The organism is Pseudomonas sp. S44, assembly GCF_016624805.1.
Classification (GTDB): Bacteria; Pseudomonadota; Gammaproteobacteria; order Pseudomonadales; family Pseudomonadaceae; genus Aquipseudomonas; species Aquipseudomonas machongensis.
The window spans coordinates 194,342-217,025 of sequence record NZ_JACVTY010000001.1 but is presented as its reverse complement, the minus strand read 5'-3'; the positions used below and the strand labels follow the sequence as shown (position 1 = coordinate 217,025).

At 55.3% G+C, this 22,684-nt stretch carries 12 protein-coding genes and 1 pseudogene; 7 read left to right on the top strand and 6 right to left on the bottom strand.

Annotated elements, in window-relative coordinates:
- Window positions 1–16: 16 nt before the first annotated feature.
- Together IAE40_RS00835 and IAE40_RS00830 are read right to left on the bottom strand one after the other, a co-directional pair.
- Window positions 17–2,329: a hypothetical protein gene (locus IAE40_RS00835; RefSeq protein WP_200602426.1), complete on the bottom strand. Its 2,313-nt coding sequence runs from the start codon at window positions 2,327–2,329 to the stop codon at window positions 17–19.
- Window positions 2,317–3,351, bottom strand: a complete 1,035-nt coding sequence (locus IAE40_RS00830) for a restriction endonuclease-related protein (RefSeq protein ID WP_200602425.1) — start codon at window positions 3,349–3,351, stop codon at window positions 2,317–2,319. Before IAE40_RS00830 ends, IAE40_RS00835 begins: the two co-directional genes overlap by 13 nt.
- A 398-nt stretch (window positions 3,352–3,749) precedes the next feature.
- Between IAE40_RS00830 and IAE40_RS00825 the strand changes: the two genes are divergently transcribed.
- The 3 genes from IAE40_RS00825 (at window position 3,750) to IAE40_RS00815 (ending at window position 9,004) form a co-directional block, all read left to right on the top strand.
- Window positions 3,750–5,816 carry an ATP-dependent nuclease gene (locus IAE40_RS00825; RefSeq protein WP_200602424.1) on the top strand — a complete coding sequence of 689 codons (2,067 nt, stop codon included), beginning with the start codon at window positions 3,750–3,752 and terminating at the stop codon, window positions 5,814–5,816.
- Entirely contained in the window at window positions 5,813–7,801 is a 1,989-nt protein-coding gene (locus IAE40_RS00820) for a UvrD-helicase domain-containing protein (RefSeq protein ID WP_200602423.1), read from the top strand. Before IAE40_RS00825 ends, IAE40_RS00820 begins: the two co-directional genes overlap by 4 nt.
- 93 nt (window positions 7,802–7,894) lie before the next feature.
- Window positions 7,895–9,004 (top strand): hypothetical protein, encoded by a 1,110-nt coding sequence (locus IAE40_RS00815; RefSeq protein ID WP_200602422.1) that lies wholly within the window; start codon window positions 7,895–7,897, stop codon window positions 9,002–9,004.
- A gap of 129 nt (window positions 9,005–9,133) precedes the next feature.
- Here IAE40_RS00815 and IAE40_RS00810 read toward each other — a convergent pair whose 3' ends face one another.
- A complete protein-coding gene (locus IAE40_RS00810; RefSeq protein WP_119369907.1) occupies window positions 9,134–10,084 on the bottom strand; it encodes a hypothetical protein in 951 nt (316 codons plus the stop codon).
- Between the two features lie 274 nt (window positions 10,085–10,358).
- Here IAE40_RS00810 and IAE40_RS00805 point away from each other — a divergent pair, with 274 nt between their 5' ends.
- Window positions 10,359–11,051, top strand: a complete 693-nt coding sequence (locus IAE40_RS00805; RefSeq protein WP_200602421.1) for an ImmA/IrrE family metallo-endopeptidase — start codon at window positions 10,359–10,361, stop codon at window positions 11,049–11,051.
- Between the two features lie 132 nt (window positions 11,052–11,183).
- Complete coding sequence (locus IAE40_RS00800; RefSeq protein WP_119369909.1) at window positions 11,184–11,402, top strand: MbcA/ParS/Xre antitoxin family protein; 219 nt, start codon at window positions 11,184–11,186, stop codon at window positions 11,400–11,402.
- 119 nt (window positions 11,403–11,521) lie between these two features.
- On the opposite strand, the pseudogene IAE40_RS25670 reads toward IAE40_RS00800, so the two are convergent.
- Window positions 11,522–11,835, bottom strand: a pseudogene (locus IAE40_RS25670) (DUF7693 family protein).
- An 807-nt stretch (window positions 11,836–12,642) separates the two neighbouring features.
- Between IAE40_RS25670 and IAE40_RS25665 the strand changes: the two are divergent.
- Both IAE40_RS25665 and IAE40_RS00795 read left to right on the top strand, forming a co-directional pair.
- A complete protein-coding gene (locus tag IAE40_RS25665; RefSeq protein ID WP_234465016.1) occupies window positions 12,643–12,828 on the top strand; it encodes an AbrB/MazE/SpoVT family DNA-binding domain-containing protein in 186 nt (61 codons plus the stop codon).
- A gap of 924 nt (window positions 12,829–13,752) precedes the next feature.
- Window positions 13,753–14,898: a hypothetical protein gene (locus tag IAE40_RS00795; RefSeq protein ID WP_200602420.1), complete on the top strand. Its 1,146-nt coding sequence runs from the start codon at window positions 13,753–13,755 to the stop codon at window positions 14,896–14,898.
- Between the two features lie 177 nt (window positions 14,899–15,075).
- Here the strand turns inward: IAE40_RS00795 and IAE40_RS00790 are convergent, their stop codons facing one another.
- Both IAE40_RS00790 and IAE40_RS00785 read right to left on the bottom strand, forming a co-directional pair.
- Entirely contained in the window at window positions 15,076–19,401 is a 4,326-nt protein-coding gene (locus tag IAE40_RS00790; protein WP_200602419.1) for a tetratricopeptide repeat protein, read from the bottom strand.
- Window positions 19,402–20,654: 1,253 nt separating this feature from the next.
- Window positions 20,655–22,307 carry a hypothetical protein gene (locus tag IAE40_RS00785; protein ID WP_200602418.1) on the bottom strand — a complete coding sequence of 551 codons (1,653 nt, stop codon included), beginning with the start codon at window positions 22,305–22,307 and terminating at the stop codon, window positions 20,655–20,657.
- Between the last annotated feature and the right edge of the window lie 377 nt (window positions 22,308–22,684).

The following is a 22,684-nucleotide window of genomic DNA, read 5'->3' as shown; positions in this document are numbered from 1 at the left end:
GACTGACAAGCCATGGCTATAGTTCATACGCCAGATCCCTTACGTGGATTAGGCGAGAATCGAGGGCAGCCCCCGATACATGGACAGAGACATTCACATTCTCGAAGCGGATGTTTCCCTTGGCATCCGGCACATCGATCAGCGTCTTGGCACTCAAGTCGAAGCAGCTAGCGCCAGGGAAAAATGCTGTGGCACTGAAGCCGATGAAGGTTCGATTCACCCCGGCGTGGATCTTCGACGTGAGGTTAGGCAGATATTGAAGCGTCCGGTGAGGGTCGCCGGACATCGCTACGACCTGGAGCGACCACGTATCACGTCCCTCGTGCTTGCGTTTGAAGCCGTAAACGACGCGCTGAAGCGGCCCAAGTGGGGTAGGGCTGAAGGGTGCAGAGCCTGCGAGATCCTGCTGTACCCTCAATGCGGCGGCGACCTTGGCGCGCGCAAGAACAGGGACATCTGCATAAAGGGTGCGAAGGCTGGCCTCAATAAAATGCAAACTCGTTCTGATGACCAATGACGACTTGAGCTTTTCGAGTTTCTTGTCGTTCTTCTCGCTCTTCTTCTCATTGAGCCGTAGCCCCAACTTTTTCCGTCTCGCCAGGCTATCGAGCAGCGAACCGATGCTGACCACTACCTCCGTCGAACTCGGCAGCGGGTCGTTGTGCGAGAAAGCCTGCAGGAGCTCTCGAAGCGGTACCAGGTGAGGAGGGATAGCCTGTTCACCGTAGCCGCAGACGCCGTCGAGCACCAATGGGTCGAGGCCCAGGTACTCAGCAATCATCTTGTCTTCAGCACGTTCCCACACAGTCTCGCGATCGGGCCATGTCAGGTGCTTGAGGGCTAACTGGAGGAGGCGTGTGGTATGAAGGATCACCGCATTGCAGGCTCGTTGAGCACGGTACAAGGTCGAGGCATCGACGTCTGGAATGGAGTCCCGCCCGAAAATCTCCATATGCAGCTCGGCAAGGCTACTGTGCTCAATGTGGTTACTCAACGGAAGCTCGAAGACGCTGGTATCAACCGCACTCAGCAGTAGCCCATCGATCTCGTCCACCATAAACAGCGAAGCCGATCGGAGCAGTAGCTCAAGCAGACTCCTCGATTCACCGCCACCCCCTTCGACAGCGATACGGGTGGTTCCGGATATCAGGGCATGGTGATTGACCACCACAATGTCGGCCGCCAGGGCCTGTTCAAGCATGGTGCGTTTCCCACACTGATTCAGAAACGGGCAACTACGAATGCGCTTGAACGTCTCCCGCCCCCGGCGCTCTCCTGGAATTTGCAGATTGAAGCAGGGTTCTACATCGCGCTGGCTCACGCTCCCGTCAGTAGCACAGGCATCCAGCAGGCATCGATAGTCGTAAGGATGATCCTCGCGTCCACGTGCGATGTAGTAATCGCCCGCTTTAGCTATCCGGCGTTGGGAATGCAGTGGGGCGATATTCAAGTGAGGAGCCACGATACCAACCGCGCGCTTCAATGCCTCCACCATGTTGCGTACGTCAGTGAGGTTGGGTACGGCGATCACCACGCGGTGCCCTTGCAAGGCCGTATGGATGCCCATCAACTCCATCACCACGGTTTTGCCCGTTCCCGTCGGAGCGTTGACCCGATAGAACTTCCCAGCCTGAGCGTCGACGCAACCGTCGTTGCGCACGATCGAGTTCAAGGAGCTGCAATGGCTTTGGTGCAAATGGTTGTCGGGATCTCGTCCAGCCTCGTCCAGTGCCTTGGCGATCTCGTGAAGCGAAGCCTTCTCCCAGGAAAAAATCGGGGTGTTTGGTGCCTCCAACAGGGGCAGAGGGGTATCGTCCAACACCAGCCTGGATCGCTGTTCCTCGGAAATCACGAAAGTGCGGTAGCCATCAGGCTGAGTTTCACGGAGGAGAATCTGCCCTTCTGCGGGCCATTTGGTGCATGACGCAAGGGTCGGATCGCTTTTGACAGCGCAGAGCTTTTCCTCAATCAGCCCATCCAGGTCGAAGCCTGGCTGCAGATAGTAGACATCAGTCTCCTTGAGGCGTGGCGTGGCACCCAGCTCCGTCAGAAGATCATCACCCGCTACCCTGAACGGCTCGCCACCACCGAACATGATTCGTCCTGCCTCCTCAAGAAATCGCCCTGTCTGATTCAGATCTACCGGGCGATACTTGATGAGCGTGATAATTTGTTCGCGAACCTTGTCAGAAGCGCCTTCCCAGCCCATCCAGAGATGAGGCCTCCCCACCAGGAACACTTCCGCATCAGCAAGAGTGGGCTCCTTGCTGATGTACTTGATAGCCAGCCCAAGCGCCAGAGCGGCCGCATTTTCAGTTAGCGTTGGCATAGTTTTTTCACCCAACGCAGGCACTGGGACTCAGACATGATCTGCTTGGGCCAGCACTGCTCATTCAGAGTGTCCAGGAACTGCGCCTGGTAATCCGGGATGACAACGACCGTGTCCGCATGTGGAGTGCTGGCCAAGTGCAGCCCAAGGTTCTTGGTCGAATGCCAAACTTTGGCATCAAGCGAATAGGTTCGATCAACGAGGGTGAACCGCAGGTCAGCCTGATCAACCTCGGGCCAAAGCTCTGCAGAGACGCCCATCCGACTGATGCCATCAAGCAAACGCATTTCCAGCAGCCCCGGGATCAAGGTAAATGTCCACAGAGGCGGGGTAAGGCGGTACTTGTTTTTGGCGGGGTGAGGCTGGATTACCTTGGCAGTTCTGACACTCACCAGCTCATGCTCCATCCACTGGAATATGCCAACCGTCTGCTCACACCAGTGCGCGCCACAAGACACAGCCCGACGGTGAATCTCCATTGGCCATCCGCAACTCGGGCACAGGTAGACCTGTCCCATACGGATCAGGTGCTGTGGAATAGGCTCGTACAGCGAGTTGAAGCTCACTTGCAGCGGAATCAGAAAGTCGAGGCTTCGGTCAGCATCAACCACACCATGCTCAATCAGAAACATCCGAAACAACCGGTACTCATCATCCCCGCGTAAGCGCGTTCGGCAGAGGTCTCGGACGTTCTTCACTATTTGCTGAACACGCTCCCATCCAGCACGAGGATTCGTCTCCAGCGCTATGGCGTTACACAGCATCGTGGGCTCGTCGGCGAACTGGAGCGCGCCTTGATACCCCTGCCTGAAACGGTTATCCAGCCACTGCTCCAGCGGCAGGCTGAGGCAGGAGAGCAGGTTGGCGATTGTGCGGGGAGGAGATCCAGGCTCCAGCCACCAGAGCAAAGCACTGGCCTGTCGTAAAAGATCGTGCCGCTCGGTATGTTGATGGGCATCGAGCTGAGCGGCCCTTACGATCAGGCCAAGTAGGTGTTGGGCGTCGCTATCCACCGAGTCCATAAGCCCCCCCCTTTAGTCGGAAGCATGTGTCTCTGCGGAGCATCGTGCTCTGCACGTCGATTCACCGGATCAAAGAGGCTGGTTCAATATATCGATTACCGCAAGACAACTGGTCGGGTTAATCACTGCATGCTGGTGCCGGCGCTTCGGTGGAACGCCCATACAACCTGGCTTGCTGCGTTGTTTTGCCTCCATATGACCCGGGCCAGGTTCCGATAAATGGCTGGAGTCGGGGTATGAAGGTATTTAACGGCCGGGCTTTGCAGTTCATCCACATCGAGTAGCCTTAGGCAGGCTTTCGTGGCATATAGCTACCATACCCAGGGAGGGATGATTGTAGCCAGGCTGGCGCTGGACGAAGCCTCTCCCTGCCACTGAACCAGGATAGGGGCAGCGCTGTGTACCTTTCGGCTTTGAAAATCGAAAATTTCCGCCAATTCGGCCATGGCGACCATGCGTTGAACATCCGCTTCAACGAAGGCGTGACCGCTCTCGTCGGGGAAAACGATGCTGGCAAGACCGCGGTGATCGACGCGATCCGTTACGTGCTGCAAACCCGGGATGCTGAATACCTTCGCTTGCAGATCGAGGATTTTCACATCACCAGCAGCGGCACCCAGGCGGAAAACATCACGCTCAGGTGCACCCTGGAAGGACTTAGCCCTGCGGAAATGGGTGCTTTCGCCGAGTATGTGACCTACACCGGTGGCGTGGGGCGCCTCTATGTACACTGGTCAGCTCGCCGCGTTGTTGCCTCAGCCTCAACCCGCAAATGGGTCGACATTTCGGTTCGCTCGGGTGAACAGGGAGAGGGGCCATCTCTGGACGTGGGCGTACGACAGCTGCTTGCCACTGCATACCTGAAACCGCTGCGCGATGCCGAGCGAGAAATGTCACCAGGCAGGAATTCCCGGCTGTCCCAGGTATTGAGCAGTTTCCCTAATATTGATGCGGGTAACGCGTTTGATCCCGCGGCACTCCCGACCGACCTCACCGATGCAGAAGCCCTCAGCATTGCCGGCATGGGTGATTTCCTTCGCCACTTGGTGAACCGTCACGGCGCTATCGTCTCCGCGCAGAAAGAGATCAACGATACGTACCTTCGGCCGCTATCGCTGGCTGGACAGCCCCTAGCGAGTCGCATCGGCTTCGGGGAAGCAGGAACTGATCCCGCCAAGCTCAAGCAAATCCTGGAACGACTGGAGCTCGGACTGCTGGATCATGCCACCGGAGAGGCGCGCGGTATCTACGGGCTGGGTTCCAACAACGTGTTGTTCATGGCTTGTGAACTCCTGCTTCTAGGCAAGGAACCTGACGGACTTCCGCTGCTCCTCATCGAAGAGCCGGAGGCCCACCTGCACCCGCAACGTCAGCTCCAATTGATGGAGTTCCTCGAAGCTGCGGCAAAGCCCTCCACGGGCTTGAGACCGGTGCAGGTCATCCTGAGCACCCATAGCCCGAACCTGAGTTCGAAGATACCGCTGCAGAACCTGGTGCTGATGCAGCGGCAACGAGCGTTCTCGCTCGCCGAGAGTGAAACCTGCCTGGCACCGGATGATTATCGCTTCCTCAGCCGGTTCCTTGATGTGACCAAGGCGGGGCTGTTCTTCGCGAAGGGCTTGCTCGTCGTTGAGGGTGATGCGGAAGCGATCCTCCTGCCGTCACTGGCACGTCGGTTGGGCAAGGATCTCACCAAGCACGGGGTTTCGATCATCAACGTGGGTGGTGTTGGCCTGCGGCGCTATTCGAAAATCCTGCAGCGCAAGGACACGTCCAAGGGCGAGATCACCGTGCCCACGGCCTGCATTACCGACATGGACGTCATGCCCGATTGCGCGCCTGAGATTCGGGGCCTGAAGGGGGTCAAGGGGACGGTGTGGCCAGACATCGCCAAGCGGCGCTGGCGCGCTGAAAAAGACTTCGGCTCCACACCGGAGGACATTGCAAAGGGCCTGAAGGAACATCGCGAGAAGCGCGGAGAGAGTGATGGACAGTGTGTGCGGACGTTCGTTGCCGATCACTGGACGCTAGAATACGACCTGGCGTTCAAGGGGCTCTCGAAGGAAGTCCATCACGCCGCATACCTGGCCATTTATGAGGAAAAGATCGACGACGGCACGGAAACCAAGGCCAGCCTGCTGAAGAAGGCGCAGACAGCCTTCGAAAAGATCCAAACCACCCATACCTCCGAGGAAGCCCGTTGCTCAGCGATCTACAAACTGTTCTATCGGGCGTCAAAAGCGATCGCAGCCCAGCACCTGATCGACTTCATTGACCAAGGTTTCGAAAACGGTTCCTTAGATGCCACGAAATTGCGGGGATTGTTGCCAACCTATGTTGTCCATGCGATCGAGTACGCAACCGGAGGTGCAGCCCTGGCTACAACCCCCAGCCCGGCTCACCCGCTCATGGCGCCTGCAGCACCGGCAAGTTCTACTGATCCGCTGGAAGAGGCCGCCGAATGACTCTCAGGCAACTGGTTGCCCCCATTACTGACGCAGATGTGGACTGGGTCATCGAGCTTATGGGGCTAGATACGCTGGACGAGCCCCGCCGTGATTTCTTGAAGTCCATGGACACTGTCGATGTGGCAGCCTGTCCTGGGAGCGGGAAGACGACCCTGGTCGTCGCCAAGCTTGCCATCCTGGCTCGCCATTGGAAGAGCCGTATGCAGGGTATTTGCGTGCTTTCGCACACCAACGCGGCCAGGGAAGAGATCGAGAAACGCCTTGGTGGCACCGAGGTGGGCCAACGACTGCTGCGCTTTCCTCACTACATCGATACTATCCATGGCTTCACCGGCAGATTTCTAGCGTCACCATGGTTACGCTCGCAGGGCATTGCACTGCAGGCCATCGATGATGAGGCCACTCACAAAGCTCGCCGAAGGGAGCTGACATATCGTGAACACGTAGGTGCACAGGCGGCCTTCGAGAAAAAATTTAAAAGCCTTCACAACTTGCGAGTCCGGTCTGCCGATTTCGATGATCCACTCGGCGATGAAGACATTGGTTTTGCGCCACACACGGCAACCTACAAGAGTGTGGTGAAATCATTGAGCGGTGCGGCGAAGGCCGGTTACTTCTGCTTCGATGAGGTATTCGTTTTAGGGCACGCCTTACTCGACCAGGAGCCGGCCGTGGGCGGTGCATTGCGCCTGCGCTTCCCATGCGTGTTGATCGATGAAATGCAGGACACCCAACCTGACCAGGCGGGTGTTCTTCAACGGGTCTTTCCTCATGATGACCCAGATGTGCGTGTCATTCGTGTCGGCGATCCCAACCAAGAGATCTTCGAGAAAAAGACGCCCTTGCAGGATCCCTTCCCTGATCCAGGGCGTCAGTTGGAGATTTCCAGCAGCTTCCGGTTTGATCAGGGCATCGCATCGATCGCCAATCCGTTCGCGTATGTCCCAATCACGAATGGACTGATCGGACTTCGTGCTCCGCGGGAGCCAGGCAGTATCCCCAACACGATCATCGTCTTCCCTGATAGCGATGCAACGGGTGTATTGGACGAATTCGGGAAGCTGGTGCTGAAGCACTTGCCGAAGGATTTCCGCAAGGATGGTGTATTCGCGGTGGGGGCGGTGCACCGGCTTGAAAACTTCAAGGCAAACCAGTACCCGAAAGCCCTGGAGCATTACTGGCCTTCCTACCGGTCTGACACGACGAAGACATCGTTCAAGCCTCGCACATTCGCGGAAGGCGCACACGTTGCCAGGCGTACCGCGATGAGAGAAGCCACAGCGGCTTCCGCGGTTGAGTTGTTGGCTTCTTGCCTGATAAACCTTGGCACATTGGCGTTCCCGGGCAGCCTGATGCAACTGAGAGGTCGACACCACGCTGCAGTGGAGGAGAAGCTTACCGCGAAGCCGCATGCATTCGCACAGTATCGAGAGTGCCTTCAGTTGATCCTATTCGGGCCGGCTGAAATGACCGAACAGGACTGGCTCACGATCATTGCTCCGAGAGTGCTGCTGGTGGCAACCGCGCTTCATGATGCCGAAGGCGTGACTGTAGATCTGGAGGGTCACCAGTATCTTGCTTGGGTGACAGCCCCAGTTGCCAATGAGGCCAGCGAAAGTGGTGGCTCACTGATCAACACCTACCGGTTCCAGGATGGTACCGATGGCGTCGACATTCGTATGTCGTCCATCCATTCGGAAAAGGGCAAAACTCACGCGGCCACGCTGATCCTGGAGACCTTCCGGAAGACCCACTTTATTCAGAAGCTCATGCCATGGCTCGAATGTCAAAAGGCAGCGGCCAAGCGACCACCGGACAGCGCCAAGAAGGACATGATGCTGATGTATGTGGGGATGACTCGACCATCTCAAATGCTGTGCCTGGCTGTCCGCAAAAGCAGCATGGGCGAGGGGACAACGGGAGAAAAACGAAGGGCTGCGCTAGAGGCCGCAGGATGGTCGATTCTGGAGCTTGCGACCTGAAGCAAAACACCGCACCGCGGTTACGCGCTTTGTAGCGCGAACACCATGGAACAAATACTTACAGATCTGACTGTGCACTAGAAAGGAAGACTAATGCTGATCACCTCCGCAACGCCCCAAGAGCTCGTAGACTGGTTCCACACCAGGCAAGAAGACCAGCGGATCATGTGCGTCATGCTGGCGCCGGAATTGGAAGACCAGCAGAAGCTGAAGGAGTTGACTCTCCGCTTTGCAGCGGCAGACGCTTGGCTTGGCAGCGAAGTAGCCTTCATCTTGCTTGATCCCAACGGAGATTCAGCTGTGGGGCTCAACCGTGGCATGGGGGAGGTAGGGGCGTTTTCAGGCACCGCTTTTCCGCTGCGCGACACCACGGGCTTTCGAGATCTGACAGATGACTGGGCACACCATAGAGAACATGTGGCGCAGACATCAGCACGAGGTTTGGCTAGGTTTGTCCCGGAGTTCATGGAGATTTTCGGGGTAGGGCCGGAGGATCTGCCTTGCCTAAGCTTGGTGGTGCACGGAGTGGACGAATCCATTGTCCTCTCTCTAAGAGAGGACTGGACTGTAAAAGAACTCAAAGAGGTTCTAGTGACAATCCGCAAGATTGTGGATGGCACCCCGAATTTCAAAGAACAAATCTCGGCTATGGCGGCCCAGCTGCCCAAGCCGTTGGAGAGACTCCAAGATCTGGTCACTAGCATTGGTGCAAAGGCAGGCCAGATATCCAAAATCTTGGATCAGATGCTTCGCCGGTACAATGGGAACGAAGACGATCATCGGATGGTGACCTCATACGTGGGCCAAGGCTGTCAGGGGCGCGTTATCCTAGAAGACGTCCTCTCGCGGTTTTCTTTCAAAGATTCTGAAAAATTTCTCAGAGACGAGCAGATTGCGCGCTTGTTGAAGCTGGCAACCGAATTAGACACTCTGCGAGCACCGATCATTGAGCTTCAAAATGGTGGGCTTTTTATCCCATCAGTGGCGGAGCTGGCCCAGCATTGGGTTGAAAGCCGTGACAAGCTGTTCGAAGAACTGCAAGGCCTTCTACCAGCTAAGCAGGTAGCCACTACCCGGATCAACCGCAGCCAGCTGACCCGGCTCAAGTCAGTCCTGGAATTTGTGAATACCTCGGGAGATGTAGTGAGCAAGGCGGTTGCTGCGTATGACTGGATCACCAAGCTGACGGGGAAGGGCGGCTAGCCTGAACACCACGACAGGTGCGCCTTGCAGGTAGCGCTTACCGGTGTGCCTTGAGCGCGTTGGGGCTGGCTTAGCAGCACAGCCCCGAACACTTTCAACCGAATGCTCGGGAGCGGGCTGAGCTTCTCGCTACTTGTCGTACTTGGTAGGCAATGGGCAGTCGTAATTGACGTCAATCATGTCCAAGTTCTGCAACTCGAAATTGGCATAGCTTGTTCCATTTGACGTACGGACTTTGGGCTGCCCGTACACAAACACGAACGCGGTCGGCTTGGACTCCTGGGAGATCTTTGAAAGCCTGGTCGCCATGAGGTTCTTGAGCTTGTAGCGCTCAACGAGCTTGTCCGAAACGAAGCTTGAGGTCGTCAGGCTTTCGGCTCCGCGCATCAAGCATTTCTTGAACTTGATCCGGTATGCATCGTTTTTTCTGGTGCGGTCAATGTAGGCCCAGCCATAGTAGATGACAGGGTGGTCGGGGAGGTCATTCAGATCCTGCTCCCAAATGCATTTGAAAATGCTGTCGTACGCCACGTCCTGCCCGGCAATGTTGATGCGGCGAAACTCCAAGGTGTTGTCGGATCGGTAGCGAATGTACCGACTGACCACCGAGCGGACGGAGTAGATGGGGCCTACCAACCCCGACTCACCCAGCTTGGCGGTGTAAGGCCTCGTGCTCTTGGCGCGCTTTTTCGCTACATGTACATCGGCCGCGGGATCCTGGGTAGGTTCGTCATAGTACGAGTCAGGACGCTCAAGCTTGAACACGTCCACGATGGACTGATCGACCGTTCTGCGCTCCTGCCCGTCAGGGCCGTTCGCCTCAACCTCCAGGTCAATCCCCTTACCGTTCACGATCCCGCATGCCTCACTATGGTCTCCGTAGACCTTGAAGTGTGGCACCACCCGCATGCTCTGCACGTCCTTATCCAGATTCGCACAGGTCACCTGGGCTGAGCAGTCCGCACCAGGGCAAACGAAAGCTCGTTTATTGGTGATGACACCCGCCCAGAACAGGTCATAAGCTCGGTCAGGATCGACAAAATCTCCAGCCTCAACGCTAAACGCAACATCCAAAGCCATGTTTCCAGTAAACCTCCTGTAATCCATCCATCGTCACTACGGGGCATCCAACCACGGTCTAGCCACCTCAACGACCATCGCCGTGACCGAATCCTCGCACACTATGTGAAGCTCGGCGATCTGTAGCGGTGGCAAAATGCAATCAGCTGGATTTCGACTTAGAAGGCTCATTCAACCGTTCATCGGCAAAACCTATATGTTGGGTTAGCCAGATATTGAAAGCACTACATATTGGTCTAGATTGTGCTTGAGAGCCTATATCTGGTGTTTTGCCATGAATGAAGCGCATATCGAGAAAGCAGCGACTGACCTGCTCATGCAGATTTACCGTGATCGCCGGTACCTGTGGCCGGATCAAGATATTCCGCCGATGATGATGCGCAGCCCCCGGATCGCTGCCATGGTTTGTGGCTACGACTATCATGAGCATCCCACTCTGGGAGATACCCAGTTCAACCGACACAACACCGGCACTCGCATCGCAGGCCTGATTGATCGTCAATCGAACAAGATCGCCGTCGCGACTGAGTTTGGTGACAAAGTCCAGCTCTTCACCGGCGCGCATGAGGTCGGCCATCTTGTGCTCCACGAAGACACTGTCATGCACCGCGACCGCGCTTTTGACGGCAGTCCTCTGCAAACACCACGTGCACCAGCAGAGCGGCAAGCAGATCGCTTTGCCGCCTGCTTCCTCATGCCTCAGAAGCTGTTGAGGGAACGGTTCGAGTTCATGTTCTGCTGCAAGGGGCAATTGCGCTTCAGCGACGTGATCGCGTATCACCTCGATCCCATCAATCCTGATCGACTGCTTTACGCGTCGAAAGATTCCGGTGAGCGCGAGCTGGCGCTGGCGCGGTGCACCCGGTTCAACAACCAAAACCTGGTGTCATTGGCCCAGCAATTCGGTGTCTCGGATTCGGCCATGGCCATCCGTATCAAAGAGCTGGACTTGGTGCGGTGGCCCTAGGACGCCCCGTTGCCTAAGGCTTGGGGTTTCAGATCATCCAGGGCATTCGAATCACGTTCTTGATCCTCCTGGCCGGGTGTAAGCTGAATGGGGTGTGCTCCTAACTACGTAAAGCGCGGAAGGATTTTACGCATGACTACCATGCCACCTGACCACCAGGCCCGTTATCTTGAAGTGCTCGACGCAGCACAACGCCTTTATAAGGGCGACCCTGAAGCAGCGCAGCGTTGGATGACATGTCCGTGCCGAGCGTTTGGCGGAAAGGCGCCTGCCAGCATGATCACAACCAGAATTGAAACTGACACGGTTATCGATTTTGCCAGACGCGTTGAGCATGGGTTTGGGGCGTGACTCGCCGTGGGTGGCACCTTGAGCTACATCAGATGTCGGGCCAGTTGCCCATAGGGATGACGCTCATGGCGAGCGCTTTAATAGCCCACGTAGATCCCAGCTAATTGTGCTGTGGCTGCCTAGGCATCGCTCAGCATCTTTTCCAACTGCGCGCGCTCCCAGGTACTCATAAGCTCAATAGGATCGGTGCTGTAGACTGCATCGAATCGAAAACGTAGGCGCGGCCGTCTGGGCTGTAACAGCTGTCACAGTAGTCCAGCGTGTCGCAGTCGTTATAGAACGTGAGCACCCAGCCATCGCTCTCAATGGTCATCAAACCACAGTAGATCTCAACCCACGACTGCTGGCCAATGCGCCGTATGGTTCGAACCCCTAGGGCAATGTCGCGCAGGATTTGATAGGCCTCCCGGGCGGTTAGTGATTTTGCTGCCAAACGAAAGGTACCTCTGTGTTTTGGGGCTTTAGGCCTGCTCGTACCTAGCCTGGGTCGACAGCATGGTAAATGAAACTTGACGACTTGGGCGGGTTACGCGGCCGTCTTTCGGCGTTGAAAATCGAAACTTCCGCCAGTTCGGCCAAGGCGGTCATGCGTTGAAAATCCAGTTCAACGAATGGGTGACTGCTTTTGTTGGTGATAACGATGCGGGTAGAACCGCGGTTATCGATTGGGCCCTGGACTCCAGCTGCGGTTTTGAAGGGCTCCCCACGACCGAGCAAACGTCAATTCTGTTGGGCAACCCACTGCATAGGATCGGGATCTAAAATCTAAGGTTTACCTTAGTTTTTGCGGTTTATGTCTCGGCTGGCTAGAAAATCTAAGCTATAGCTTAGTTTTCCGCCGACTCTACCAAGGCGATGTCCCGCAGCGGACGCGATGCCGGTCTGAAAATCACGTATTCTGCTCCCAACCGGTTCGCTGCTTGGAGGGGCACTTTGAGGGCAGATATTCCCAGAGCTCTGACTGAAAAAGAGTTCATCGACATGATGCAAGAATTCAAGTTGGCCGGGCAGTGGATGCAAGAGCAGTTGGCGCTAAATCGTGCGGCTCAGAACGCTGCCGACCCGAAGCAGTCCACCATGAGCTCTTCGGAACGACAGGATGCTGCAGATTAGCGCAACGCAACCGTCGCCAATGGTCGACTAGCCCTGCCAGGCTGGGCCTGGGTGCCCTCTGCTACCAGTTGTAGGCATGTGGGCGTAGGATGGAGGCTCCCCATCAGCCCAACAAGAGCCGCTCCTTATGAAAGAATCCGTGCGGACAGTGAAATGCCAAGATCCAGGTGATGGTTCTGGGGATGTAATCATTGACCTACCCGACGATGTCCTCGAACGCATGGGCCTGCAAATCGGTGATTCCCTGACCCTTGAGTTGATAGGCGGGAGCGTAGTGCTCAAGCCAATTCGTGATGCAGACGCCCAGCCCTAAGACAGCTATCGACCCATTGCTGTCGTTAGATAAGTCTACAAAACAAGGGGCGATTCAGAGCTCGCCCAGGGAATGGGTGCAAAAATGGTCGTGCATGGACATCATCATGATTGCCTAGATTACAGGTCAGAATGGACAAAGCTGGGGTTCGAGGCTCATGGCGTGGCGTTCAGATCCATCATGGCAATCGACGGCTCGGTCATCTATTAAGGTTTGTTGTCTGCACGCGACATCAAGCATAGACTGCGCTTATTGTTTTCTTCAATTCACATGCCAACCATAAAAGATTTTCACTATAGCACCAGTAAACCCGTCGGAGAGATATGCGCTCAGTAAGAATTAAATACACTTAGTTGACTAACTCTTGCTGTTTCTGGGGCTCGCATTTGCAATGCATTGATTCTGAAAGAGGATTGAAGCCCCATCTATTAAATACACTTAGCATACTATTAATAAAATTGATGGCGCATTAGCACTATATTGTTATTACATAGTTTCGTGCCGCGCCTTTAGTTGCAATGGCTATGCATTGACGAACAATGAAAGTCACCTTGACAGGCTTGGCGGACGGCCTACTCTCAACCCCACGACGCCCAATGAGCAAGTCTGCTACATGGCTTCAATGAGTGCATGGAGTAGGTCAGATGAAAAATGATCCCATAGTTGTGGAGATAGACTTCACAGCCATAGATGTTCTGTTCGCCGACGCAGATTCCTCTGCGGCAGAGCAGAAATGCAAACTGATTACTTATCAAGACTCCAAAACAGGCGTCATCCTTGATTATAGCCTGGAACCCAGGAGTCCATACGATCTGAGCGAGACGGATGAGAATGGGCAGCCCCCCAAATAGCTGCTTTATGAGTCATGTGAGGGCGGCAGTGTAAACAACCACATCGGTACCGTTTTTTTAGACAGAGGCAGCTATGACGACCCTTATGGCTCTGGCAACTGATCACGCCGCAACCATTCTCGCCCTACGAGATGCACAAGTGGACTACTCCGCGCTAAATGAAGTGATAGCGGGCTGTCTGGGGTATGAAACCTTTGCTTTATCAATTGAGGAGGAGGGTGTTGCTGAGCCCTGTCATAGTCTCGGAGATGCCGAAGCACTGGTGCTCAACATTAAACTGGGTGCTGAACGGGCAGTGAACATTTATGGCGCCTCAGAACCCTTCCTGACGGCATGCCTAGAGGGTCTTGAGCAAGCGGCGAAGATGATCATGCGGGAGTGCAAAATGTCTCAGATGTCTGTCTATCGTGGCTTCAAGGACTTTTATCTCCGGCATGTGCATGACGATGTCCGCCGCCGTTTGATCGAAGAAGGGTGGGAAGAAAGCACCCTCAGCATGTTACATCCTACCGATGACGACGAGCCTTCAGCGTTATGGACTACGTCTGATCACTGGGTACTGGCGTGCCACGGCACATGCAAAGACGGAGACGGAAACACACTCGCCACCACTTGCAGCGTTAGGTACGCAAAAGCTGGTCGGGCCGGCCTTATTTTCGAAGCCTTCGAGTCCAATTTTAGCCTGCTCGAAACCTTATATGTCTCGCTTGAGGTATTCGTGCCGGATATTCAAGTCTTGGCTGAAGATGGGTCGGTTTGTCGCCCCAGGGTGACATTGATTTGTGATAACACAAGCATGAGGATTTTAGGAAGCGCGGTTGGTGACACTGAAGACACCACGGAGTTGGCATTAAAGGCTTTGGAACAATCACTCGGTCGACCAGTGCAAGTGCATAGCACTTCGTATGTACACCGAGGCCAAGCTCAACAGTACTTCGTTGACGCGAGCGAGTTAGGTGGGAACGAATCATTCAAGCAATGTTGCGAGCGACTGAACTTGGCGGTGCAGCCATCCCGCGGGCCTAAGGCTGGTGGCTTGGTAGAGCGCTTATTCGGGTCTCTCAGCACCAATCCTTTCCACCGTAGGCTCAATTTTTACTGGCAGGATGAAAATTGCGTCGTCACGATGGAGGAATTTATGCGATTGCTGACGGCTAAAATTGAACGCTATAACGATTCCGACAGCGAGCGACGCGGCCTTACGCCGGGTCAGCGGTGAGCTCAGTTTTATGACGCCCTTAGTGGCAAAAACTGACACGCCAAGTCTTCTGTCACTTACAACACAATCCGATCTGAACCTTCAGAGCTGCTCCCACTTGAAGCATCAAACAGGAACGGCATGGCTGGACGACACCGAGCGTCCATTGAGGCTAACAGGGCGCATGCCGAGAGCTGGTCATGCGCCACGCTCCTCAGTTTGCTGCCCATCCGAGCCTAACGCAGGCACCTCACTTCCGGTCTCTACCTGGGTGGCAGTCAACAGCGATGGGGCTACTTCTGACCAGAATGGGACTACGAAGGCGTAGGTGATCTCCGCATTCAGCTTGACCAGCTTGCAAGGACGCTCCGCTCGCTGTTCAGCCGCTTGCAGGCTTCGCTCTATGGCTCGACGAGCCGCGGGACTGATTCTGTATGTGTGGAATTTTAGGAAGACCTGCTCAATGGCCAACTGACGGAACCCTTCTGGACAGTGCGGGTGCCTGAACAGCGGCTCGAAGCAGAACTCAATCAATTGGAGCATCACACCTAGGTTGCAGCGACCCTGCATGAACATTCCGCACACAAAATCTAAGAGCACGGGTACTGCAGTGTGGAACGCGAGGTGTTCTTCAGCTAGGTAGCTACGCAGGCGGTTGATGCCGAAATTCGCAAATGTCTCCCCCTGATTCATCATGATGATGAGATCCACCGCTCGAACCGAAACAAAGCTTCGCCTGGTCATGACAAGTCGCATTACGGCTCGTGAATACTCCTCCTGCGTCAGCCCGTCTGCCCGTAGAGCTTCCCTCAGCAACATTTGAGTGGACGCGCCAACGATACCCAGCATGCCGGCAAGATCGCGTAACCGCGCATCGATCGACAAAAGCCCTGCACCATACTCTTGGCAAGCGAGCAGAGCTGCATGGTCTTCATCGCCCAGGATGTCCTCAAGCATCTGCAACTGCTCGGACGCCTCTAGTGGCCCGTATGCCGGCACCACCTGGCAGAATGCTTCGATAGCCGTCTCGATTGATTCGAGATACTCACGATCCTTGCGCCAGGCGTCCTCAGTAAGCTCCTGCATGGCAAGCTGGCCATCGTGGGAAAAGAGCGTACCGCTCTTTCGATAGTGGGCCGATTTCTCTAACTTTACGTCCAGGAGCTGCTTGGTGGCAGCTGTGACGTACAAACGAGGGAAAAGCTCCAGGACATCGAGCAACCCGAGAGTAGCAAGTTCCACCAGCATCGACAGGTCAATGAGCCATGCCTGATCCTGGGACGTGCCAGTTGGGAAGGCATCGTGGGGGCCTAACCCCGTCGAAACCTGGAGAAGCGCCCCTTCATCAGGCCAGCCCCTCACCAGTTCAATGACATCCGTGCCCAGGAGACGGGCGAGCAGGGCCAGGGTGGCATGATGCTGACCGTACAGGCTGATGGTATTGAGGGTCTGAGATTTCTTTTGCTCTAGTTGATCGACGAAGAAAGATGCATCGATCTCGCCGTCTTCTCGCGTTGGAATACTCATCGCCACGACTGTCTTGCTCGGGACAACCGAATTGGACACACGCTCGTAAGAGAGGTCGATCAGGCGTCGATGGAGGGTGATGATCCGCTTCACCGTTAGCGTCTGCTCACCCACCACACTGCCGACGGTTGTGGTATCACCAACTTTCAAACCAAGCAGCTGAGCGGCCCGTGGCGAGTCCGCAGCAACGAACTCACCCGCAGTTGCCAGCGGCTGCTCGGAGGAAAAATCGATTGAGACATATCCAGTTTTGCCAGCGCTGTCTTCAAGTTCGACAGCGGTACCTTCCTCAACTGTGGAGGGAAGGGCATGAACGGCCTCAATCTCTTTCGATGCGAGGAACATGAGAGAAATGTGGCCGGCTGCGGCTTCAACGTCCTCCCCACTCAATCGCATCGCACGGTAGATACGGTCAAGACCACGCTCCTGCAGACCTCTGCTGAGCTCTGCGTTGGCCAGCTTCAAGTGTTCTTGAGCGGAGCCGGTTAGCTGTGCAGGTAATCTGGCCAGAGCTTCATCCATTCTGCCAGGGCTCTCGTTCGCCAGAACCTGAATGAGCAGTAGCCAACCGGCGGCCTCACCAGGGCTTTCAGCGACGAGCAACTCAGCCATTTCGTGCATTCTTGGCCAGTCACAGGCCTCGCCGTAAACACTCAATGCCACCTGGCGTGCATCTGCTGAGTGTCGCCATTCCCCTGGAAGCGATTCCAAAAGGTCTCGAACCTTCGCTCTCTGACCACTGAGCGCGTAGCAGTGCAGCAAATCAACGTGCATGGGACTGAACGAGTCTCTTGGAAGGAGGCGTTCAAACATCGCGATGGCGTCACGGTAACGTCGCACATGAAGCATCCATTGGGATGCCATGGATAGATCCAGAAGGTCATTGCTATGCGGCGCGAGCCCAACGATGCGATCCTCGTATGCCTGACGCATCGCCTCGTTACCCGCATACGCCCGGGCAGCAAACACGCCATCACAGATGCTGCTGTTTTGCGGGGTGATACCCAGATGGGCGAGCTCACCACGTACAGCCTCGTGCTGGTCTTGGCGTAGGAGCAACTCCCAGTGCATATGCCGCAGCATGCGGGTCGCTTTGCGAGAGTCATCCGAATCAGGCTGACTGATCTGAGCACTGTAAGCCGCGGCTAGCATCTCCGGATTGTTGGCGATCAGGCAGGCTTGCCCAAAGATCACCCGCGCTTCATTCGGGAGCTGTTGGATTTGATCAGCGCAGCATGCAACAGCATCACTGTGACGCTGGAGATCGCAGAGCGCCTCCAACTCCACCCTGACCGTTAATTCATCCTCGGGAACGCCACGCTGTCTGCCAGCTTCAATCATGCTCAGCGCATCAGCTGGCTCCCCCAGTAACAAATGCGCGTAAGCCAGGTGGAAGACGATTACGGATTTTGTCCTGGGGCTCTGCTCAGCCCATAACACACCCTCGCGGTCATCGAACTTCGACATGGCGTCGAGGATCAGCGCACGCCTATCTTGGGGCTGCGATCGCGTGTTCACGTGGAAGGGGTTGGCAGTGGCCAATCGAAGGACAAACCGGAGATAGTTTTCGAGTATGAAAATGGAACTGTCTGACTGCTCCATTGCTGTCCGGATGGCATCCACAGCGCCTTCATCATCTCCGGCTCCAACCATTGAACTGGCGAGCAACTGCCAAGCTCCCGACTTGTCACGGAATGCCTCAGGTATCTCCTCGGTCGTCAGCTGCTCTCTGTTCAGAAGCCTTGCATTGGTCAGCGCAACCCAGACCGAGTATGAGTCCGGGAAACGCGCGATGGCCTCCTGTCCAACCTGGATCGCATTCTGCACGTCATCCTTGAGCATCGACGCCCGGACAAGGCCGGCTGCGATACGCTCATCATCCTGGTAAAGGCTGGCAGCCATTTCGAGGTCTGCCGCGGCTTTCACGTCCTCCGCCAAGTGCCAGAAGCACATCCCTCGCAGGAAATACCAGCGGGCCTGTTGGTGCGCATCGTAAGTAGGGAGACCGTCTTCGAGCACCTCCAACTGCGCAAGCGCATCTCGGTACCGATGATCGTTGTGGAGTTGGCTGACGCGATCAAGCTGGCGAGAGGCGAGGGTGTTATCTGAGGCCGGGCTCACCGGCGGAAGTTTATCTGCGAGGAGGGTACTTGTGGCAGGGCGGCTGCTTGAAAACAGGGGCTCCAAGTACTCCGCTAGCGGGGCAAGCTGTGTGCGACGCTCTTGGCTGACAACTACGGTGCCCAAGCTCAGGTCTTTGATGGCGTCACGCATAAGCCGCGACCTGTGAAAATCTTGAGCTAGCCCTTCCAAGTGCAAATGGATTGAGGTCAGGTCGATTTCTGCGCCACTACCATTCAGCTCAGCACAAACGCCGACCAGCTTCGCCCACACAGCGCCACTGTCCTTATGCGGCAACGCGTACTGGATCAGTTGCTTCTGCAATCCAACGTCTTGGCTACGATCCGAATCCAGGTCGTGAGGGAAGAACTTCAGGTGAAGCGCAAACTGTAGCAAGTCGTCGTCTGCGACAGGCGCTTCATTGTAGTGCTCAGCTGCGGCTTTAATGGCCGCGTACGCAGCCCTGTTTCGATCATTGCTCCCTTCAGCATGAACGCGGGTGTACCAGGTATCGTGTGACAACGAGCCAAGCGCAAGCCTCACAACCTCCACAGCGCTCTCCATGTGCGATGAGCTGGCTACGTGATAAACGATCAGGTTGTCGTCGACACTTCGTTGGAATGTCGGCGCTTTGAAGTCGAGCCAGGCGAGCCCCACGGATTCTCTGAATGCTTCGTTGCTGGCGGTCGCCCTGGGCGAGCGCTTCATCTGCATCCTGATGGTTGCTTTCTGGCCGGTGCCAGGAGATACAGCCTGGATCACCAGATCGTCGGTGTTATGGCCGAACGTCCTGCCTTGGAACAGCAAGCCCTCGATGAAAAAGCCCTCGCGCAATCCTGCACAGTGATCGCCAAGGCACATAGCGAGTAGGCGCACCGCCTGAACACGATGTTCGAACGCAACGCCTCGTGCACCCGTAGAAATAGGGCTTGCGACCTGTTTCTGCCGGCTATTCGATTTAGAAGCGGGAGCTTTTGCTGCCTTTGTCCTTGGAGGCCGTGCCATACCTGGTTCGCGCAAACGAGATGCTGGCCATCTTATCATCTGGTGATTAGGTGGAGTGGACTGGCATCGAGATCCGGAATGCCCCTGGGCTTCGCCCGGCGCCGGCGAGGTGAGGTGAAAGCTCGCTATCGAGGATAGCTAGGATGAGCTTTGGTAGCTGTATATGTATACAGCCATCTTGCGCCCCCCGAGTTTTGCTGACCTTTTTAGCATCCAAGGGTAGGGCGCCAATAACCCTAAGCGACCACACATCCGTTCAATGAAGAGGACTGGGAGCCCTATATTCCGAGCACTAGGAGCTTAATGACCTTTGGCTTGATGCCTCGCAGAGGAGGCAGGTTATCGGTTTTTCGGGCTTTAGCATTATACTGTATATACATACAGTATATCGGGCCGCGGGTATTGATACCCACATCAAACGCAAGCTTTGGTAGGTAGCCGTAGTTTTTTACGTCGTGTACGGTAACCATTCTTTCGATCACGCTACGCTGTAGCCAGGTCATTTTTGGGAGACCAGTGGATGAGAAGGAATGGACGCCGACGCCGGGCAAGACTTGCCATCGCACGGATGATTGCAAGGGTTGAGCGACTGGAGAAACTGGGCCAAGCAGCGAAGCAAAGTCTGCGGCAACGCCTTTGGGAGAGCCTGACCGTCTTCCTCCGTGGAGTTAGCCGGAGCCAGGCCCGCCAGTAATCTGAGGTTGCAAGATCAGTCTTGAGTGTCTATTTCAACCATCCTCCTTAACGATCCGCCTTGCCGCGCAGCGGTGATGTATCCCTGCGCGTAATAGACTCGTTGGGGAGATTGAGTGACCTGAGCAACCAAGGCAAGTGGAGCGCGCAGGCGTGAGGATGGAAGCCCGCCAGGGGCAAGACGCACGCTCAGCGGGCGGCTTGATTCACGACAGCCGTGCTCCTAGAGCCACGCTCATACAAGCTCTTTTTGTGGAGGAAAGCTAAGAGGAGGAGGGAGGCGATGGTGCAATCACTCGCTCACCTAATCGTAAAGGCACGCGTCGACCGACGCACTTGGCTGAACGTTAACTGCTCGATTTTCAGGGCGGTTTCTGTGGCCGTATTTGTAATTGGGCTTTTGACCCTTATCGCGTGGCATATCTGCATCCCTAATCCGTCAGCCCAGAAAAAATATTAATTTTGATCGACTCAATAACCAGTAGTGAGTTACTGACGTTATCACACCAGTCCATGATTCGAGCCGCACGCAAGATCCTTTCTTGATCGCCACCCGAAATGTGGATAAATGGAGTCCAACTGGGATTTGGCTGCACACCCATGGCTCCCGCGTTCAACCTGGCCCGAGAGTAATTACCTGTCCAGCTCGCCGGCGGAGCAAGACAAAACGCGTAAAACTCATGCGCATCAAGCGGGGTTAGCGAATAAAAGCTCTTGCATTTTATGTAAATTGACCACAGTAGTAGCTTCTCAAGTGCCACCAGCTTTAACCGATCGGCACTGCATGAACGATAAATTCGAAGGATCTCAAGCGACTCCATCGCAATCTTGAAAAAACGTCTTGGAAAGTAGCTCTTAATATAGGCCTGTCCTTGGGACTTGGAAAAAACGAGTACTTCCCTACGTCTCATCCCGAATAATGGAGGAGGGCATTCCTGAATGTGATAGCCGGCGTCTAGATCCGCAGGGGCTTGGTGCTGAACGTCCTCACGGGCCATAGCAAGCTGCTTACGCTTCCAGCCCAATCGGTACTGGCGCGAGTTTTCGCTCTTCGAGTTAGGAATGGAGGCTGGCGGATCGAGCTGGCTTCGATGAAAACCTACAGCTCGATCAAGCAACCTGCTTGGAGAACACTTCAAGCCAGGCATTTTGGGAAGCCTATACATGAGCTTGTCTAGCAAGGCTTGGGTAAGTATTGGGTCGATTTCGCCCGGAGATGGGATGGCAGTTATGCCCAGGCTCCGCCTGTATCTAATAATCGCATCTACGAGGGCTTGAGGTACGGGGATGTTATAGTCCCGTAGATGACCTCGCATGATAAAGCGCGGATTTCTGGTGACGATTGATGAAAAACAGGCCATCGAAAAGTGGCTGCGCTCTGCGCGCCATTCTTTGAAACTCAGGCGAAGGTGATAGCAGACCGAAAACACAAACAGACTACGCTCAGAAACCTTAGTGCATGGTGTCAGGTTGGCGAGATATTGGAGATAGTCCACGGCCTGAGAATCGTCAAGATCACTGAAAGGCGCTCTTGGTGGTTTGTACAGATCTGAGGTCGACAGCCTGGGTTGCATCCCCAATTCCGGGCTCAAGAATTTGAAAAACCGGTTAATCACGTACCCCAGTTCAGGCTCTGTAATCGACTGTCCAAATGGTTTCCAGTCCCCGGCATGGCACTCGGCGCCTCCGTTGGTAACAAATCGAGCTTTACGAGCACCAATCCAAGGCTCTGGCGGCGTTGCACAGAAGGCGCTGAAGTCCCTGATATCTGATGCCATAAACTCATCCAATGGCTTCCTCGCAATACAAATCGCCCAAAGCACAAACTTTTCGAGGAACCCCACGATGCGAGATTTGCTTCTTAGGCCGGACGGAAGGCTCTGGGCGTAGCGGCAAAAATGATCATAGGTTTCGACTGCGGCGATGTTTGCCGGGAACGACGCCAGGTAGCCATAAATCAGGGCAGATTGGTATGCGGTGCGCCCATCGGCTTCGATACTGTCGTTGACAGAGTCTTTAGTACGGCATGCTGTTTCACCGCGGTGTGTGAGAATTGATCTCGGGGTCACCTTGACGTCCTTCATGGGGCCGGTTAGGTCGATGCTTCGGCACAATGTAGCCAAGTCTCTAGCTTTAGCAATTCTGCAAGACAAACGAATGGCGCAACGCACCATTTTTCCGTTTTGGTTCCAACAGCGATGACCATGCCAGGGCAAAGCGGCTCCGAGAAACTAATAGATTTCAGTTGCTTAAGTGCGCCGGAGATGGAGGTCGAAACATTTTTCCGTTTTGGCTCCGGCAGGCCAGTAGGCAAAAAAACGAGCTCACGCCGCTGGGGCATTCCGTTTTGGGTTCGACAGTGGCCAGCTGCAGTTCTTGTTTTACCTGAGCTTTGGCGGGCAATGCATTGGGAAGGTGTTGTTTCCGGTGAAGCGACAGAGTTCCGTTTTGGTTTCAACGT

Bases quoted from the DNA above. Each gene is read 5' to 3' on its own strand.
- IAE40_RS00835 (WP_200602426.1), bottom strand. From the start codon at position 2,329: ATGCCAACGCTAACTGAAAATGCGGCCGCTCTGGCGCTTGGGCTGGCT.
- IAE40_RS00830 (WP_200602425.1), bottom strand. From the start codon at position 3,351: ATGGACTCGGTGGATAGCGACGCCCAACACCTACTTGGCCTGATCGTA.
- IAE40_RS00820 (WP_200602423.1), top strand. From the start codon at position 5,813: ATGACTCTCAGGCAACTGGTTGCCCCCATTACTGACGCAGATGTGGAC.
- IAE40_RS00815 (WP_200602422.1), top strand. From the start codon at position 7,895: ATGCTGATCACCTCCGCAACGCCCCAAGAGCTCGTAGACTGGTTCCAC.
- IAE40_RS00810 (WP_119369907.1), bottom strand. From the start codon at position 10,084: ATGGCTTTGGATGTTGCGTTTAGCGTTGAGGCTGGAGATTTTGTCGAT.
- IAE40_RS00805 (WP_200602421.1), top strand. From the start codon at position 10,359: ATGAATGAAGCGCATATCGAGAAAGCAGCGACTGACCTGCTCATGCAG.
- IAE40_RS00800 (WP_119369909.1), top strand. From the start codon at position 11,184: ATGACTACCATGCCACCTGACCACCAGGCCCGTTATCTTGAAGTGCTC.
- IAE40_RS25665 (WP_234465016.1), top strand. From the start codon at position 12,643: ATGAAAGAATCCGTGCGGACAGTGAAATGCCAAGATCCAGGTGATGGT.
- IAE40_RS00795 (WP_200602420.1), top strand. From the start codon at position 13,753: ATGACGACCCTTATGGCTCTGGCAACTGATCACGCCGCAACCATTCTC.
- IAE40_RS00785 (WP_200602418.1), bottom strand. From the start codon at position 22,307: ATGAAGGACGTCAAGGTGACCCCGAGATCAATTCTCACACACCGCGGT.